This is a genomic window from Demequina sp. NBRC 110052, assembly GCF_002090075.1.
Taxonomy (GTDB): Bacteria; Actinomycetota; Actinomycetes; order Actinomycetales; family Demequinaceae; genus Demequina.
The window spans coordinates 704441-722194 of record NZ_BBRI01000002.1 but is presented as its reverse complement, the minus strand read 5'-3'; the positions used below and the strand labels follow the sequence as shown (position 1 = coordinate 722194).

The window sequence follows — 17754 nt, the reverse complement described above, 5'->3', positions numbered from 1 at the left end:
GTGTGTCGCCGCAGATTCCGTGCGGACTGTCGAGGTCTCCGGGGGTCAGCTTGCCGCGAGACGCTGAAGCAACAGCACCTGCGCGACGATCATGCGCTCGATCTCGTCCGGATCGACGGACTCGTCCGAGGCGTGGATGCGCGTCTGGGCCATGTCCTCGGGCCCCCACAGCACGAACTCTGTGCCGGGCGAAGCGTCCTCAAGAGTCTGCAGGAGCGGGATGGACCCGCCCGAAGCGGCCTCGCCCACGGGAGCCCCGAACGCCTCCGCCATCGCCTCGCGTGCGGCCGCATAGCCCGGACCATCGGTGCGCACGCGGTACGGGGGAGCGGCCTTCACCGGCGTGACCTCCACCTGCGCGCCCCACGGGGCGTGCGTCTCGAGGTGCCGCACCAAGGCCGCGAGCTCCTGCTCGGGGTCCGAGCCCGGCACGATGCGCATCGAGATCTTCGCGCTCGCGACGGGGTGGATCACGTTGGACGACTCGGCGATGCTTGTCGTGTCGATGCCGATCGCGTTGACGGAGGGCTTGGCCCACAGCCTGTCGGTCACGGACCCCGTGCCCGGCAGCGAGATGCCGGGGAGCGTGTCCGCCATGGAGCGGAAGTCGTCCTCGCTGAGGTCGGCCCCCTCCCAGGCGCCCTGGGTGACGCCGTCGACGGCCACGTCGCCGTTGTCGTCATGCAGGGAGGTGAGGAGGCGCGCGAGGGCCATCATCGCGTCGGGCGCGGCCCCGCCGAACACACCGGAATGGAGCGGGTGCTCGAGCGTGCGCACCGTCACGGTGCATGAGACGTCTCCCCGGAGCGCGGTCGTGAGCACGGGCTCGCCGACGCGCACGTTGCCCATGTCGCAGATGACGAACAGATCGCACTGGAACAGGTCCGGGTTCGCCTCGACGAACGCTTCGAGGTTGCTCTCGGTCTCCTCCATGCCCTCGAGAATGAGGCGTAGCGTCACGGGCGGCTTGCCGTCGAACGCGCGCAGCATGCCCAGATGCGTGGCGAGGCCGCTCTTGTCGTCGGCCGCGCCGCGACCGTAGATACGGCCGTCGGCCTTGCGCGTCGGCGTCCACGGGTCGCTCGTCCAGCCCTGCGACTCGGGCGCCGGCTGCACGTCGTAGTGGGCGTATAGCACCACGGTGGGGGCGCCGGGAGGGCCGGGGATCTCGCCGTAGATCGGCGGATATCCCGTCGGGACGTCCATGAGTCGCGCCTCGGCGAAGCCGGCCTCCCGGAACAGCGCGAGCGTGCGCTCGGCCATGCGGTGCACCGGCTCCTCGGGGTAGCCAGGGAACGCCACCGAAGGGATGGCGATGAGCTCCTCGAGGTCCGCGATCACCTGCGGCATGAGCGAGCGGACGGTCGCCGCGACGTCGGACGAGGTCATGGTGATGCTGCCTTTCGTCAGGTGCGCGCGCTCAGACGAACGCGCCGATGACCGAACCTACCGCCACCGACGCCGGGGGCGCGGCTACCCGAGGTGCAGCAGACGCTGGGCAGCGGCGAGGATCGCGACCATGAGGCCGGCGACGAGGATTCCGAGGATGGCCCCGATCGCGCGGAGAGTGAACACGAGCGCTCGGCCCGTGCGGCGCAGCGCGCCTCGCATGCCCGACGCTGGCTCGTCGGGGTCGCCGATCCCCAGGGCCGGGCCGATGCGGTCGAGCTCGACGGCTGGTGCCACCGACGACGTCCAGGCGTCTTCTGCGACGGTCACATGCTGCTCGATGAGCGTCCTGTGCGCCATGGCTGCCCCCTTCTCACTGATGATGAGAAGAGCCTCCCGCGAGCGCGTGTGCGTGCGCATCCCCCGCGAGGACCGTTCTGCGATCCCCCGTGTGCGGGGTTTCCCTGAGGGTCGACCCTGACGGGTTCAGTCCAGGTAGCTCGCAGCGGCGGCCGCGTACGCCTCCATGATCTGCGGACGGGTGTCCTTCGCGGGCGAGGCCACGACGGCGATCGACCACGCGGGTCGCTCGCCCGTGAGCGCCCATGCGGCCTGCACGGCCGCGCCCGCGGCGACGTACTCGCCAGGCTCGGGAACCTCGACGGGGACGTCGAAGACCTGCGCCGCGATGGCCTGCACCGCGGTGTTCTGGGCCGAGCCTCCGACGAGCAGAGCCCGCTTTGCGCCCACTCCCGCCGAGAGGATCGCGTCCATGCCCACCGCCTGCGCGGCCAGCATGCCCTCGATCGCCGCACGCGCGACGTTGGCGCGGGTCATGTTGGCGAGGGTCATCCCCGAGAGGGTCGCGGTCGCGTCGGGCAGGTTCGGGGTGCGCTCGCCCTCGAAGTACGGCACGAGCGTGAGGCCGCCCGCGCCGGGCTCTGCCTCGAGCGCCAGCGCGCCGAGCTCGTCGTACGAGCAGCCGAGCACGCGGGCGAAGGCGTCCAGCACGCGCGAGGCGTTGAGGGTGCACACGAGGGGCAGGTAGTCGCCCGACGCGGAGGCGAAGCCGGCGACGATGCCCGTCGGGTCGGCGCTCGTGGCCTCGGTGACGGCGAACACGGTTCCCGAGGTGCCGAGCGAGACGACCACGTCTCCCGCCTCCGCGCCCAGGCCGAGCCCCGCGGCGGCGTTGTCGCCCGCGCCAGGGCCGACCACCACGTCGGGCAGGAGCGAAGCGGAGGAGGCTGGAGCGTCGGGCAGGCTCGAGGTGTCGACGACGCCCGTGCCGGCGCGCTCGCCCGGACCGAGTACGCGCGGAAGGACGGCGTCGTGGCCGAGGGCGGCTACGAGTAGGTCGCGGTCGTACTCGCCGGTCGCCGGGTTCCAGTAGCCGGTGCCCGAGACATCGGAGCGGTCGGTGGTGAGCTCGTCCAGCACGGGGCCCAGGGGCGAGGCGTCCTGGGGGCCGTAGCCGCGCAGGCGCCAGGTCAGCCAGTCGTGGGGGAGCGCGACGGCGGCGACGCGTGCGGCGTTCTCCGGCTCGGCGTCGCGCAGCCAGCGCAGCTTGGTAGACGTGAACGATGCGACGGGCACCAGGCCGGTGCGCTCGGTGAGCGTCTGCGCGCCGAACTCGGCGATCAGGTCCGCAGCGGCGCCCGCCGAGCGCGTGTCGTTCCACAGGAGAGCGTCGCGGACCACGCGGCCCTCGGCGTCGAGCGCGACCATGCCGTGCTGCTGGCCGCCGATCGAGATCGCGGCCACGTCCGCGAGGCCTCCCGCGTCTGCGATCGCGGAGACGAGGGCGTCCCACCATGCGGCAGGGTCCACGGAGGTGCCGTCCGGGTGGGAGGCCCTGCCCGTGCGGACGATCTCGCCGGTCTCGAGGTCGCGGACGACCACCTTGCAGCTCTGAGTGGAGGAATCGACTCCGGCGACGAGGGTCATCGCGAATCCTTTCGGACGGGGGAGGAAGCGTGAGCGCCCTGGATGTGGGCTGATGGTGCGGTGCCAGAGGCGTGGGCGCCCTGGTTGCCCGGGGGTCTCGGGTGGGAGACCCGGACGAGGGTGTGGGTCCGGCCCCGACTGGAGAGGAGTCGGGGCCGGACCCGTCACGGAGCGCGCCTAGAAGGAGGACGCGCGCCCCGCGAGGAGGCTGACTAGCCGCGAGCGCCCATCAGGTGCTCGGCTGCCAGCTGCTGGAGACGGACGAACCCGAAGCCGTTGCCGTTGAAGTAGGCATCAGGCGCGAAGTCCTCGTACGCCGAGGTGTCCGCGAGGAGAGCGTCGACCGTCTCGCCCTCGCCGAGGGTGGTCTGCGCGAGCTCGCCCTGCTTGGTCGCGGCGATGGCCTCCTGCACCTCGGGGTCGGCGCGGAAGGCCGCGGCGCGCTCCTTGAGCAGCAGGTACATGCGCATGTTGGCCTTGGCCGACTCCCAGACGCCGTCGAAGTCCTCGGTGCGCGAGGGCTTGTAGTCGAAGTGACGGGGGCCCGTGTAGGCGGGGGTCCCGTTCGCGCCGCCGTTCTCGAGCAGGTCGACCAGCGAGAACGCGTTGTACAGGTCGCCGTGGCCGAACACGAGGTCCTGGTCGTACTTGATGCCGCGCTGGCCGTTGAGGTCGATGTGGAACAGCTTGCCGTGGTCCAGCGCCTGCGCGATGCCGGCGGTGAAGTTCAGGCCGGCCATCTGCTCGTGGCCCACCTCTGGGTTGAGGCCCACGAGCTCGGGGTGGTCGAGCGTGTTGATGAAGGCCATCGCGTGTCCGACCGTGGGCAGCAGGATGTCGCCGCGGGGCTCGTTCGGCTTCGGCTCGATAGCGAACTTGATGTCGTAGCCCTTGTCGATCACGTACTGGCCGAACACGTTCGCGGCCTCGCGGTAGCGCTCGAGCGCGACGCGGATGTCCTTGCTGAAGTCGTACTCCGCGCCCTCGCGGCCGCCCCACATGACGAAGGTCTTCGCGCCGAGCTCAGCGGCGAGGTCGATGTTGCGAAGGATCTTGCGCATGGTGAAGCGGCGCACCGCGCGGTCGTTCGAGGTGACGCCGCCGTCCTTGAAGACGGGGTGCGAGAAGGTGTTCGTGGTGATCATCGGGATCACCATGCCCGTCTCGTCGCACGCCTTCTTGAGCGCGTCGATCGCGGCGCGGCGGTCCGCGTCGGACGAGCCGAACGGGAACAGGTCGTCGTCGTGGAAGGTCATGCCGTACGCGCCGAGCTCGCTCAGCTTGTGGATCGCCTCGACGGCGTCGAGCGGGCCGCGGGTGGCGCTTCCGAAGGGGTCCTGCGCGTTCCAGCCGATGGTCCACAGCCCGAAGGTGAAGTGGTCCTCACGAGTGGGGGTGACGCTCATGGTGATGCTCCGATCCTCTTTGATCAATAGTTGATAGCGCAAACTTAAGCATGCGATGCACGCGTGTCAAACGGAGAGGCAACTGCTTGTCGCGTGCTTAGAAACCGGTGTCACGATTGGGTAACGATGGGCCGAAGGCCTTGTGCAGGCTCAACGCACTGGCGATAAGTTCCCAATGTCAACTTAGTTGTTGACGGTGGGAACAACAGAAGCCTGACAATGAGGTGAGGCCAGGGGGTACGGCGTCGCAACGCAGCGGCGCCCGGCCTGCACAACCTCCACCAACAGGTCCGACTTCACACACGGCGGCTCACGCCACGCCGGGTTCACAGGAGAACCCGCCGCGCCCGGGGGTCGCGCAACCGAGTGAAGTGCCTGAGGGCACGCAAGGAAAGGACACCACCCGCATGAACATGCGACACCTTCTCGCGGCGACGGTGGGCATCAGCGCCCTGACCGTCTCGCTCGCCGCCTGCTCGAGCGATCCGGCCGACGACGGCAGCGCCACCCCGACCGGTGACACGCCAGCGGCCAGCGCCGACTGCAACGTCGGCATCGCGATGCCGACCCGCAGCCTCGAGCGTTGGATCAACGACGGCGAGGGCCTCAAGGCGCTGCTCGAGGGCGACGGCTGCACCGTCGACCTGCAGTACGCCGACAACGAGACCGACCAGCAGATCTCGCAGATCCAGAACATGGTCGCCAACGGCGCCAACATCCTGGTCATCGCCTCGATCGATGGCACGACGCTGGGTCCGGTGCTCGAGGAGGCCGCGGCCGCCGACGCCACCGTCATCGCGTACGACCGCCTCATCAACGGCTCGCCGAACGTCGACTACTACGCGACCTTCGACAACTACTCGGTCGGCACCCTGCAGGGCGAGTTCATCGAGGACCAGCTCGGTCTCGCCGACGGCGAGGGCCCGTACAACTTCGAGCCCTTCGCCGGCAGCCCCGACGACAACAACGCGAAGTTCTTCTTCGCGGGCGCGTGGGACGTGCTGAGCCAGTACGTCGACTCGGGTCAGCTCGTCACGCCGTCGGGCAAGGCTCCGGCCTCGGTCGACGACTGGCAGTCCATCGGCATCCTCGGCTGGGGCTCGGACGACGCCCAGGCCGAGATGGAAAACCGCCTCAGCTCGTTCTACACGGGCGGCGAGAAGGTCGATGTGGTGCTGTCGCCGAACGACTCGCTCGCGGTCGGCATCGCCCAGGCGCTGCGCACCACCGGCTACACCGCCGACGACTTCCCGGTCCTCACGGGCCAGGACGGCGACAAGGCCGCGGTCTCGCAGATCCTTGCGGGCGAGCAGTCCATGACGGTCTGGAAGGACACCCGCCTGCTGGGTGAGCGCGTCCAGATGATGATCCAGTCGATCATCGCCGGCGACGAGCCCGAGGTCAACGACACGGAGACCTACGACAACGGCGTGAAGGTCGTGCCGTCGTACCTCATCACCCCGGAGGTCGTCACCGCTGACACCGTCCAGTCGAAGCTGATCGACTCCGGCTTCCTCAAGCCCGAGGACGTCGGTCTCTAAGCACATCCGACTGATCCGCTGATCACCGCTGCGGTGGTGACCGCCCTCGCGGTCACCACCGCAGCGCCACGGCACGGTCGTGCGGATCCTCCACTCATTCGAGAAAGGAATGCGATGACGGACGTGATCCTCACGATGCGCGACATCGTGAAGGAGTTCTCCGGGGTCAGGGCGCTGGACGGCGTCTCGCTCGAGGTCCGGCGCGGCGAGGTGCACGGGATCTGCGGCGAGAACGGCGCAGGCAAGTCCACCCTGATGAAGGTTCTCTCGGGCGTCTACCCCCACGGCACCTTCGAGGGCAGCATCGAGTTCGACGGGTCGCCGGTGGAGTTCCGCTCCATCAACGACTCCGAGGACGCGGGCATCGTGATCATCCACCAGGAGCTGGCGCTCTCGCCCTACCTGTCGATCGCGGAGAACATCTTCCTCGGCAACGAGCGCGCCAGCCGCGGCGTGATCGACTGGCACGACACCCACGAGCAGGCCCAGGCACTGCTCGACCGCGTGGGACTCAAGGACGACGCCGACACCCCCATCATGCATCTGGGCGTCGGCAAGCAGCAGCTCGTCGAGATCGCCAAGGCACTCTCCAAGGATGTGAAGCTGCTCATCCTCGACGAGCCGACCGCCGCGCTCAACGACGACGACTCGGCGCACCTGCTCGACCTGCTGCGCGGCCTGCGCGAGCACGGCATCACGAGCATCATCATCTCCCACAAGCTGTCCGAGATCCGCTCGATCTCGGACTCCATCACGGTCATCCGTGACGGCGAGACGGTCGACGACTTCCGCATGACGGACAAGGACAACACCGAGCAGCGGATGATCCGCTCCATGGTGGGGCGCCCGCTCGACAACCTCTACCCGCCGCGCGAGCCGCACATCGGGGACGAGGTCTTCCGAGTCGAGGACTGGACCGCGTATCACCCGGTCGATACGAGCCGCAAGGTCGTCGACGGCGCCTCCTTCACCGTGCGCGCGGGCGAGATCGTGGGCTTCGCCGGGCTCATGGGAGCCGGTCGCACCGAGCTCGCCATGAGCCTCTTCGGGCGCCAGTACGGCAAGCACATCTCCGGGTCGGTGTTCCATCACGGCAAGCCCGTGTCCACGCGCACCGTCGAGGAGGCGATCGGGAACGGCATCGCCTACGTGACCGAGGACCGCAAGCGCTACGGCCTCAACCTCATCGCGTCGGTGGCGGCGAACATCACCGGCGCGAACCTGCACGCCGTATCCAAGTACGGGGTCATCGACCTTCATGACGAGAACGACGTGGCCGAGCGCTTCCGTACCGCGCTCAACATCAAGACGGACACCGTGTCGCGCGTGGTCGGCACCCTCTCGGGAGGCAACCAGCAGAAGGTGGTCCTCTCGAAGTGGCTCCACACCTCGCCCGACGTGCTCATCCTCGATGAGCCGACCCGTGGCGTCGATGTGGGCGCCAAGTACGAGATCTACGGGATCATCAACGACCTCGCCGCCCAGGGCAAGGCCGTCGTGATGATCTCCTCCGAGCTGCCTGAGCTGCTCGGGATGTGCGATCGCATCTACACCATCGCGGAGGGGCGCATCACCGGCGATGTGCTCCGCGAGGACGCGACTCAGGAACGACTGATGCAACTCATGACTGTGGGAGAGAACTGATGGCTGCCGACGTGGCGACGAAGTCGCTCAAGGACCGCATGCGCGGTCTCAACATCAACGCGCGTGACTATGGACTGCTGGGAGCGTTCATCGCCATCGTGTTGATCTTCCAGGTGCTCACGGGCGGCCGACTGCTGTCCGGTGGCAACCCGAACAACCTCATCAGCCAGAACGCGTACGTGGTGATCCTCGCGATCGGCATGGTGATGGTCATCATCGCCGGGCACATCGACCTGTCGGTCGGCTCGCTGGTAGCAATGATCGGTGCGATCGTCGCGCTCGCGATGGACCAATGGGGCATGCCCGTATGGGCTGCGATCCTCATCGCGCTCCTCGTCGGAGCCCTCGTGGGGGCGTGGCAGGGCTTCTGGGTGGCATTCGTCAAAGTGCCGGCGTTCATCGTCACGCTGGCGGGAATGCTCATCTTCCGCGGCCTGGCGATCATCCTGCTGACCGGTGGCACCATCGGCGGTCTGCCCTCGTCGTTCGTGGCCATCGGCTCGCGCTGGGTGCCCGGGTTCCTGGGCTCCATGGGCAGCGTCGACATCCTCACGATGCTGCTCGGCGTGCTGGCCGGAGTCGGCTTCGTGCTGTCCCAGACGCGTGCGCGTGCGAAGCGCAAGGCGCGCGGCCTCACGCGCGAGCCCCGCGCCGTCTTCATCGGCAAGTCCGTCGCCGTGGTCGCGGCGATGCTCTACTTCGCGTACCTGCTCGCCTCGTACAACGGCACGCCCTACGTGCTGCTGCTCCTGGGCGTGCTCGTGCTGGTGTTCTCGTTCGTGCTCAACCGTACGGTCTTCGGTCGCCACGTGTACGCCATGGGCGGCAACCGCTTCGCGGCCATGATGTCCGGCGTGAAGACCCGGTGGGTCGACTTCTTCATCTTCGTCAACATCGGCGTGCTCGCGTCGATCGCGGCGATCGTGACGACGTCGCGTGCCGGCTCTGCAGTCTCGTCCGCAGGCAACTTCTATGAGCTCGACGCGATCGCCGCCGTGTTCATCGGCGGTGCGGCCGTCCAGGGAGGCGTCGGGCGGATCTCCGGCACCGTCATCGGTGCGCTCATCATGGGCGTCCTGAACCAGGGTCTGTCGATCATGAGCGTCGACTCGGCGTGGCAGCAGGTGCTGAAGGGTCTGGTGCTGCTCGCAGCGGTAGCCTTCGACATCATCAACCGTCAGCGGGCCGGTTCTCGCTGATGGCAGGAAGGGGCTGATCGACGTGGCGGATGCGCACCGATCGAGCGGATCGCGCAGGGCCACGTCGCAGTCCCTCGCCGCAGGCAAGGGAAGCGGGCTCGACGCGACGCGTCGGCACAATCTCGCGACCATCCTCACCTCGGTGCACCACGGGCCGGGATCGTCACGCGCGGAACTGACCCGCTCGTCGGGTCTGAACCGTTCGACGGTCCTGTCCGTGGTGGCCGAGCTGGAGGCGAGCGGCCTGCTGTACGAGGTGCTGCCGTCCGAGCACACGGGGCGCGGCCGTCCGAGCCCGCTCGTCTACCCCAAGGACGACATCGTGGCGGCGGCGATCCACCCCGACCTCGATGGCATCACGCTCGCGCTCGTAGGCCTCGGTGGGTCCGTCAAGACGTCGGTGAGGCGGGACCTGTCGCGCGCCCCGAGCATCGCCGACACGGTCGAGCTCTCGCGCGAGATGCTCGACGAGGCGCGCACCGTGGTGCCGCGCGGGACCGTCGTCGTGGGCGCAGGCGTGGCGGTGCCGGCGCTCGTGCGCGCCGAGGGCGGAGTCGTGGTGCGCGCGCCCCACCTCGACTGGTCGAATCGCGCGCTCGGAGACGAGCTGCACGCGGCGCTCGATCTGCCTGTCGAAGTGCGCAACGACGCGCGCGTGGCGACTGTCGCGGAGACTGTCTTCGGCGTCGGGCGCGGGGAGCGCAACCTGGTGTATCTGCACGGAAACGCGTCGGGCATCGGCGGCGGCGCGGTCGTGGGCGGTGCGATGCTGCGGGGCCGCGACGGGTTCGCGGCCGAGTTCGGGCACACGCGCCTGCCCGGGGCCTCGAAGGCGTGCCACTGCGGTCGCATCGGTTGCCTCGAGACCGAGGTGAACCTCGCACGGCTCGTCGCGGCGACGGGAGAGCGCTCGGTCGCGCTCGCCGACCTGGACCGAGTACTCGATCACCACTCCGAGGTGCCGCGCGTGCGGGCCGAGGTGAGGCGGCAGCTCACGGCTGTCGCCTCGACCATCAGCGACCTCGCGTCGGTGTTCAATCCCGACCTCGTGGTGCTGGGGGGCTTCCTCGGTTCGCTGTATTCGCTCGCTCCCGAGATCCTCGACGCGGCGGTCGAGGCTGACTCATTCGCCGAGGTGACCCAGGGCATGCGCATCGCGCGGGCCACTCTCGGGGCCCGGGCGCAGCTCATCGGCGCGGCCGAGGTGTGCTTCCTACCGCTCCTGCGCCGGCCGGCGGCGTTCGGCGCGCTCATCGCCGATCTGCGGTCCGCCGCGTAGCCCGCTGGCGGCGCCACACGGCTGGCAGAACGGTGCTCGCGGCCCGCGGAGAGGGCGTGCCAGACTGGCCGCATGATCACCGTCGCCGTACCCGACCAGGCCGTCGCGGATGCGCTGGGGGAGGTGGGCGACGACGTGCGCGTGGTCCTGTGGGACCCTGCGCTCGAGGAGGTCCCCGAGGAGGAGCGCGAGCGCATCGAGCTGGCGTGCCTCGCGCATCTGGTCGGCGGTCGCAAGGCGTACGGACGGCTCGCGCAGTGCTCCTCGCTCAAGGTCATCCAGATCCCCTCAGCGGGCTTCGAGCACGTCGCCCACCTGGTGCCCGAAGGCGTGACCCTCGCGAACGCGCGCGGCGTGCACGACACGCGCGTGGCGGAGATGACCCTTGCCATGGCTCTCGCGTCGCGCCGGCGCCTGCCGCAGTTCATCGACGCGCAGCGGCGCGGCGTGTGGGAGAAGGACCCGTGGGCTCCGCCGCTCGCTGACTCGCGGGCGCTGATCGTGGGTTACGGCTCGATCGGGCAGGCGATCGCCCAGCGGCTGCGCGCGTGCGAGGTTCACGTGGAGGGTGTGGCACGGTCCGCGCGCACGGCCCCCGACGGTACGACCGTGCACGCGTCGCGCGACTTGCTCGGGCTGCTGCCCGGATTCGACCTGGTCATCATCGTCACGCCCCACGACGAGTCGACCGACCGCCTCGTCGATGCACGGTTTCTTGCGGCGATGCCCGACGGTGCGCTCCTGATCAATGTGGGCCGCGGTCGCGTCGTGGACACGGACGCCCTGCTGGCCGAGCTCGAGTCGGGCCGCCTGCACGCCGCGCTCGACGTGACTGATCCCGAGCCGCTGCCTGAGGGTCACCCGCTGTGGTCCGCCCCGCACTGTCTCGTGCTTCCGCACATCGCAGGCTTCGAGGTGCTGACGAATCGTCGCTACACGGATCTGGTGCACCGGCAAATCGCGGCGCTGCGCGCAGGTGAGCAGCCAGTGAACGCCGTGATGACGGGTGCCGTCGCTCCGGGTGCGTGACGAGCGCTCAGGCGGTCTTCTCGATCATGTCGCGCCACGTGATCCAGCTGTGCACGATGGCGCCGAGCTCGTCACGGTAGTGCTCGGCCTCAGCGATCGAGGCGATGCGCATCACGCGCGCCTCCTTGCCGGAGCCTTCGAGGTGCGGGTAGCGGCCTGGAATGAGTGCGCCGTGGTGGAACATGAGTGTCGCGTGCACGGTCGAGTTGGGGAAGAAGCTCGCCAGGTTGCCCTTGTACGTGAAGGTCGGGGTCTTCCACTTGATGCACTCGTCGAGGCGGTCATCGCTCGCGAGGATGATGAGGCGCACGCGCTGGACGACGTCGCGCATCGGGTTGTCGTACCTGGCCATCCAGGTATCCACCTCGTTCGTCGCCATGACACCAAAGTAACGAAAAACTCGCCGGAAGTGTGACGCACGCCACACTTCGGCGGCGATTGCCCTGAAATGTCCGCGACGCGCCGGGTGGATGAGCGCGCCGCTAGGCCCCCCGCGCGCAAGTGACGGTCAGGCGCCGCAGAACTGCGTGGCGAGCACATGCGTGTGCAGTTGAGCCGTCACTTCTGCGAGCGCGTACCGCTGCGCTCGCCGCGTGCCGCGCGGTGTGCGGCGAGGGCGACCTCCCGCTCGGCCTTGTGGTCGAGCATCGGCAGCGGGTAGCCGGGCGTGTCCAGTTCGGGGATCCAGCGCTGCACGTAGCGGCGCTCGGGGTCGAACCGCTCCGCCTGTGCGGTGGGGTTGAAGATGCGGAAGAACGGCGCGGCATCGCGCCCGGTGCCCGCGACCCACTGCCAGTTGAGCTGGTTCTGTGCGTGGTCGTAATCCAGCAGCGCGCGGCGGAAGTGGTCGGCTCCGCGCTGCCAGGGCAGGTGCAGGTCCTTCACGAGGAAGCTCGCGACGACCATCCGGACCCGGTTGTGCATGGTGCCCGTGGCGGCCAGCTGCCGCATGCCTGCGTCCACGAGAGGGAAGCCGGTCTCGCCGAGCCGCCAGGCACGGAACGCCTCGTCGGCCTCGCGTCCGGTGAGCCATGCGCCGTCCGCCATCACGGGCGTGAGGGACTCGCGCTGCGCGCGGGGGTGGTGCCACAGCACATCGGCGTGGAATTCGCGCCAGGCGAGCTCGGATTCGAGCACGCGCGCCGCGTCGGAGCGGACCGCGCCGGTCGCGGCGAGGATCGTGCGTGGGTGGATCTGCCCGAACGCGAGCGGGACGGACAGGTGCGAGGTGCTGTCCAAGTCGGGCCGGTCCCGTTCAACCGCGTAGCGGGCGAGGTCGCCGTCCACGTACGCGCGAAGGTCCTCGAGCACCTGGCTCTCGCGGAACTCGTGGCGCATGGCGAGGGGATCCTCGGCGTCGCCGTGGGCGGCCTGCAGGTCCAGCGAAACGTCCGATGCTGCGGCGTCGGACCCCGTGGGCCCGGCGGGCGGGAGGGGGCGGAGCAGATCCGGGTCGGCGCACTGCGCGGGTGCCCGCCACCCGTGGTCACGCCACGCGTGCGAGTACGGCGTGAACACCTTGTACTCGCTGCCGTCCGACTTGGTGACACGGCCGGGCGCGACGGCGTAGGGGCTGCCCACGAAGCGCAGCTCTCGCCCGTCGGCTTCCAGGGCGGCGCGCACCGCGTCCTGCTCGCTCACTCCTGCGGGACTGTACTCCTGCGAGGCCCACACGACAGACGCGTCGGCCTGGCGCGCGGCGGTGACCACCGCGTCGGGCGCCGATCCCTTGCGCACGGCGAGCGCGCCGCCGGAGTCCTCACACAGGCTCCACAGCACGCGAGCGAGATGCGCGCGGCGCCTGCCCGACCAGAAGTGGAGCGCGGGCGTCCACGCGAACACTGCGGCCGCCGAGCCGTCGGCCTGCGCCGCGAGCAACGCGGGGTTGTCGTGGAGCCGCAGGTCACGGCGCGCCCACCAGAGTTCCATGCCCCAGACAAGGCACGAGGCCCGTCGGAGATTCCCGACGGGCCTCGTGGGCCCTACCGGCACGAAGGGGGGCGGCCGGTCGGCTCGGAGGCATCTCGATGGGGGGAGGATGCCTCTGGGAGGGATGCTACGCGCTCGCGGCGACCTTCGCGTGGGCGGAGAAGTGCGCGGCGGACGCGTTCGCGAAGTTCGTCAGCACGGCGAGCGAAACCTCGTCCTGGAGCGAGCCGTCGGCGCCGAACGCGTCGGGGTTGAAGTGGAAGAACGTCTCGGGCTGGCCCATGACGTTCGCGTTGAAGTGGGCGAGGATGTTGCGCAGGTGCTGCTGCGCCATCGCGGTGCCCGATGCGCCGATCGAGGCGCCCATGACGGCGACGGCCTTGCCGTTGAAGGAGCCCTGGCCCCAGGGGCGGGCCGACCAGTCGAGCGCGTTCTTGAGCACGCCGGGGATCGAGCGCGAGTACTCCGGGGTGAGGATGATGATGCCGTCCTGGGCCTCGATCGAGTCCTTCCAGTCGCGGCCGACCTGCGGGAAGTCGCCGTCGAGCTCGTAGTTGTAGAAGGGGAGCTCGGAGAAGTCGAGGAACGAGACCTCGGCGTCCTCGGGCAGTAGCGACGCGACGACGTTCGCGACCTTGCGGTTGATGGAGCTGGCGGCGATGGAGCCGACGATGATGCCGATGCGCATGACAGTGCCTCCTGGATCAGGTGAGTGGGGTGCGGCGTCCACGCCGCGCGGCGTCCCGGGTTGGGATTGCTGAACCGTCAACAATTGCCGTCGCTCGTACTATTCCACGATGTTGAGGATTCAACAAATGCGCAGGTATGGATTCCGGAGCGCAAGGTAGCGCGGCCTGAGGTGGCCTCCGGCGGCCTCAGGCGGGCTCGGGTGCGGCGGCCGGCGCCGCGGCCAACGGGATCCCCACGGCGGGCGATTCCGGCGCCGACACCACGGGCAGGCTGCCCGACGCGCGCAGCTGATGGACTGCATGGCCCACGGCGCCCGCGAGAAACTCCTCGGCGGCACCGAACAGCACGGGATCCGTGCACGTGCCGTCGTCGTCGAGGCTGCCGTCGAGCACGGTGAACATATGCTCGGGCTGGCCCATCAGTCGCGCGCCGGCGTCGCTGAGGACCGTGCGCAGGTGCGTGAGCGAGGCGAATGCGCCGGGCTCATCGATCGCCGCGCCCGCGATCGCGACGGGCTTGCCGTCGAGCTCGCGCGACGAGCCGTCGGCTCCCGCCCAGTCGAGCGCGTTCTTGAGAGTGCCGGGGATCGAGCGCGTGTGGCTCGACGTGATCACGATGAGTGCGTCCAACTCGGCGACGCTCCTGCGCCACGCCAGCCCATCGGACGGCGCGGGGACATCCGAGTAGGGGGAGTGGTGCGGCAGGTCGCCGTACATGAGCTCCACGAGCTCGTGCCCCGCAGGCATGAGGCGGTGCACCAGCGTCGCGAGCCGGCGCGTGGTGCGCGACTCAGTCAGCGGCCCGATCATCAGTCCGAACCTGGCCAAGACATCCCTCCCTCTCGCGCCTGAGGCGCGACCCATGCGGGGCGGCGTCGCAGTTCGCTGCGCGCCACGTCCGGTGTGTCACCACAGCCAGCGTCCGCGCGGGCCGGAACATTCCCACGTGTCGAAGAACGCAGGAAACCCGCGCGCTCGCCCTACCCCAGCGTCGGGCGGGCGAACTGCCATGCCCGACGCCGGGGCCGGTTGGCCCTAGAGGTTCGCCTCGGCCCAGATCGCCGCGCCATCGCGCAGCAGTGCGGCCGCGCCGGGGGCGACCTCGTCATAGTTGCGGCGGAAGCGCTCGTCGTCCACATACATCTGCGTCAGTCCCGTATAGGTCTCCTGGTTGGGCGTCCAGAACAGCGAGACCCATGCGTAGTGCTGCGCGACGATCTCCTGCACCTCCGGGCTGTCAGCGGTGAAGCCCACGCGGATCGCGGCACCCAGCGCCTCCACGACCTCGCGGTGCGTATCCAGGTGGCGCTGCTGGCCGTCCTTGCCGAGCGACTCCCACTTCGCGTTGGAGCGGTCGACGGCGTCGTCCCCCCAGCGCTCGCGGGCCTCGGGCTCGTGGCGCTTGTGGTCGAAGCCGTAGAAGATCTCGTCGGTGGTCATGGGCTGTCCCTTCTCGAGTGAGTCGATCGTGCTCGCGACCGTCGCTGCGAGGCGCGCGTAGCGGTCGCGCTCGGCGGTCAGGCCGCTGAGGTGGTCGCGCAGCAGCGCCGTGACCGTCGCGGGGTCGTCGGCGTCGACGATCTGCGCGATGCGGTCCAGCCCGGTGCCGAGCTCGCGCAGCACCAGAATGTGCTGCAGCCGCAGCAGCTCGTCGCGGCTGTAGTGGCGGCGCCCGTCGTGGCCCGTGTGCGAGGGCGTGAGGAGGCCGCGCTCGTCGTAGTGGCGCAGGGTGCGGCTCGTGATGCCGCTCATGCGCGCCACCTGGGCGATGTCCCAGGTCTCGTCTGTCGTGGTCATGGGGACAGCGTAGAAGTTGACGTAGCGTCAAGCGCAAGCGGCGATTTCCCGTGTCGGGGAGAGCGCCTCGCGTCGCAGTCCTAGACTCGGCCCCATGACTGAGACGCCCGACATCAAGCCCCGTTCACGGCAGGTCACCGACGGACTCGAGGCGACCGCGGCGCGCGGCATGCTCCGTGCCGTCGGACTCGGTGACGACGACTTCGCGAAGCCCCAGATCGGCATCGCGAGCTCGTGGAACGAGATCACGCCCTGCAACCTCTCGCTCCAGCGCCTCGCGCAGGGCTCCAAGGAAGGCGTGCACGCCGCGGGCGGCTACCCGCTCGAATTCGGCACCATCTCCGTCTCGGACGGCATCTCGATGGGCCACGAGGGCATGCACTACTCGCTCGTATCGCGCGACCTGATCGCCGACTCGGTCGAGACCGTGATGCTTGCCGAGCGTCTCGACGGCTCCGTCCTGCTGGCCGGCTGCGACAAGTCGCTGCCCGGCATGCTCATGGCCGCCGCCCGGCTGGACCTCGCGTCGGTGTTCCTCTACGCCGGCTCGATCATGCCCGGCCACGTGAAGCTCTCGGATGGCACCGAGAAGGACGTCACGATCATCGACGCGTTCGAGGCTGTGGGCGCGTGCCAGCGCGGACTCATGTCCGAGGAGGACCGCCTCGCGATCGAGAAGGCGATCTGCCCCGGCGAGGGCGCGTGCGGCGGCATGTACACCGCCAACACCATGGCGTCCGTGGGCGAGGCACTCGGCATGTCGGTCCCCGGTTCGGCCTCCCCGCCCAGCCCTGACCGCCGCCGCGACTACTACGCGCACAAGTCCGGCGAGGCCGTCGTCAACATGCTCCGCAAGGGGATCACGGCGCGCGATATCATGACCAAGGAGGCGTTCGAGAACGCCATCGCCGTCGTCATGGCCTTCGGCGGCTCCACCAATGCCGTGCTGCACCTGCTCGCGATCGCGAACGAAGCCGACGTGGACCTCACGCTCGACGACTTCGCGCGCATCGCCAAGGACGTCCCGCACCTGGGCGACCTCAAGCCGTTCGGTCAGTTCGTGATGAACGACGTGGACCGTGTGGGCGGCGTCCCTGCCGTCATGAACACGCTGCTCAAGGCTGGCCTCATGCACGGCGATGTCATGACCGTCACCGGCAAGACGCTCGCCGAGAACATGGACGAGCTCAAGCCCGCCGCCATCGATGGCCGCGTGGTGCGCGCGCTGAACAACCCGATCCACAAGTCCGGCGGCATCACGATCCTCAAGGGCTCGCTCGCCCCCGAGGGTGCCGTCGTGAAGTCCGCTGGCTTCGACAACGACGTGTTCGAGGCCACCGCCCGCGTGTTCGACCGCGAGCGCGCAGCCCTCGACGCTCTCGCCGACGGCACCATCCAGGCAGGCGACTGCGTCGTCATCCGCTACGAGGGCCCCAAGGGCGGGCCCGGCATGCGCGAGATGCTCGCGATCACAGCGGCCATCAAGGGCGCGGGTCTGGGCAAGGACGTGCTGCTCGTCACCGACGGCCGCTTCTCCGGAGGCACCACCGGTCTGTGCGTGGGCCACATGGCGCCCGAGGCTGTGGACGGCGGTCCCATCGCCTTCGTCAAGGACGGCGACAAGATCACGCTCGACGTCGCCAACGGCACTCTCGAGCTCCACGTGAGCGACGAGGAGATGGAGGCTCGCAAGGTGGGCTGGGAGCCCATCCCCGCGCGCTTCACCAAGGGCGTGCTCGGCAAGTACCAGAAGTTGGTCGGCTCGGCCTCGAAGGGTGCCGTCCTCAACTAGCCCTGCGGCACACGCCCGACGCCGTGGTCACCACCGCGTCGGGCGTTCGCCTCTCTTGCGTCCTGGCAGTCACTGAGTGCTGAACTCTGCCGTGTTCTCAGCACTGGACGACT

Annotated in this window: 15 protein-coding genes; 6 read left to right on the top strand and 9 right to left on the bottom strand. The window is 69.3% G+C overall.

What is annotated here, in order from left to right; translation table 11 throughout:
* Positions 1–45: 45 nt before the first annotated feature.
* The 4 genes from B7K21_RS03510 to xylA all read right to left on the bottom strand — a co-directional run bounded on the left by B7K21_RS03510 (position 46) and on the right by xylA (position 4742).
* A complete protein-coding gene (locus tag B7K21_RS03510) occupies positions 46–1389 on the bottom strand; it encodes a M20/M25/M40 family metallo-hydrolase (protein WP_084073833.1) in 1344 nt (447 codons plus the stop codon).
* A gap of 84 nt (positions 1390–1473) precedes the next feature.
* The gene (locus tag B7K21_RS03505) at positions 1474–1749 is read right to left on the bottom strand and encodes a hypothetical protein (RefSeq protein ID WP_144016043.1); all 276 of its coding nucleotides are present in this window, start codon (positions 1747–1749) and stop codon (positions 1474–1476) included.
* Positions 1750–1875: 126 nt separating this feature from the next.
* On the bottom strand, positions 1876–3336 hold the full coding sequence (gene xylB, locus B7K21_RS03500) for a xylulokinase (protein WP_084073831.1): 1461 nt from the start codon (positions 3334–3336) through the stop codon (positions 1876–1878).
* Positions 3337–3548: 212 nt separating this feature from the next.
* Positions 3549–4742 carry a xylose isomerase gene (gene xylA, locus B7K21_RS03495; protein WP_084073830.1) on the bottom strand — a complete coding sequence of 398 codons (1194 nt, stop codon included), beginning with the start codon at positions 4740–4742 and terminating at the stop codon, positions 3549–3551.
* A gap of 407 nt (positions 4743–5149) precedes the next feature.
* Here xylA and chvE point away from each other — a divergent pair, with 407 nt between their 5' ends.
* The 5 genes from chvE to B7K21_RS03470 all read left to right on the top strand — a co-directional run bounded on the left by chvE (position 5150) and on the right by B7K21_RS03470 (position 11434).
* Positions 5150–6283, top strand: coding sequence for a multiple monosaccharide ABC transporter substrate-binding protein (gene chvE / locus B7K21_RS03490; RefSeq protein ID WP_084073829.1), 1134 nt, complete (start codon positions 5150–5152; stop codon positions 6281–6283).
* A 114-nt stretch (positions 6284–6397) separates the two neighbouring features.
* A complete protein-coding gene (gene mmsA / locus B7K21_RS03485; protein WP_084073828.1) occupies positions 6398–7927 on the top strand; it encodes a multiple monosaccharide ABC transporter ATP-binding protein in 1530 nt (509 codons plus the stop codon).
* The gene (gene mmsB / locus B7K21_RS03480; protein ID WP_084073827.1) at positions 7927–9126 is read left to right on the top strand and encodes a multiple monosaccharide ABC transporter permease; all 1200 of its coding nucleotides are present in this window, start codon (positions 7927–7929) and stop codon (positions 9124–9126) included. The genes mmsA and mmsB overlap by 1 nt, the downstream gene beginning before the upstream one ends.
* A 22-nt stretch (positions 9127–9148) precedes the next feature.
* Positions 9149–10405, top strand: coding sequence for an ROK family transcriptional regulator (locus B7K21_RS03475; protein ID WP_084073826.1), 1257 nt, complete (start codon positions 9149–9151; stop codon positions 10403–10405).
* A 72-nt stretch (positions 10406–10477) separates the two neighbouring features.
* Complete coding sequence (locus tag B7K21_RS03470) at positions 10478–11434, top strand: NAD(P)-dependent oxidoreductase (RefSeq protein ID WP_084073825.1); 957 nt, start codon at positions 10478–10480, stop codon at positions 11432–11434.
* 7 nt (positions 11435–11441) lie between these two features.
* Here the strand turns inward: B7K21_RS03470 and B7K21_RS03465 are convergent, their stop codons facing one another.
* From B7K21_RS03465 to B7K21_RS03445, 5 genes are all read right to left on the bottom strand, one after another.
* Positions 11442–11813 (bottom strand): DUF1801 domain-containing protein, encoded by a 372-nt coding sequence (locus tag B7K21_RS03465; protein ID WP_084073824.1) that lies wholly within the window; start codon positions 11811–11813, stop codon positions 11442–11444.
* Between the two features lie 179 nt (positions 11814–11992).
* Positions 11993–13363 carry a deoxyribodipyrimidine photo-lyase gene (locus B7K21_RS03460; protein WP_084073823.1) on the bottom strand — a complete coding sequence of 457 codons (1371 nt, stop codon included), beginning with the start codon at positions 13361–13363 and terminating at the stop codon, positions 11993–11995.
* A 127-nt stretch (positions 13364–13490) separates the two neighbouring features.
* On the bottom strand, positions 13491–14051 hold the full coding sequence (locus tag B7K21_RS03455; RefSeq protein ID WP_084073822.1) for an NADPH-dependent FMN reductase: 561 nt from the start codon (positions 14049–14051) through the stop codon (positions 13491–13493).
* Positions 14052–14238: 187 nt separating this feature from the next.
* Positions 14239–14880 carry an NADPH-dependent FMN reductase gene (locus tag B7K21_RS03450; protein WP_159448400.1) on the bottom strand — a complete coding sequence of 214 codons (642 nt, stop codon included), beginning with the start codon at positions 14878–14880 and terminating at the stop codon, positions 14239–14241.
* A 207-nt stretch (positions 14881–15087) separates the two neighbouring features.
* A complete protein-coding gene (locus tag B7K21_RS03445; RefSeq protein ID WP_084073820.1) occupies positions 15088–15849 on the bottom strand; it encodes a MerR family transcriptional regulator in 762 nt (253 codons plus the stop codon).
* Positions 15850–15943: 94 nt separating this feature from the next.
* Between B7K21_RS03445 and ilvD the strand changes: the two genes are divergently transcribed.
* Positions 15944–17641 (top strand): dihydroxy-acid dehydratase, encoded by a 1698-nt coding sequence (gene ilvD / locus B7K21_RS03440; RefSeq protein ID WP_084073819.1) that lies wholly within the window; start codon positions 15944–15946, stop codon positions 17639–17641.
* Positions 17642–17754: the final 113 nt, after the last annotated feature.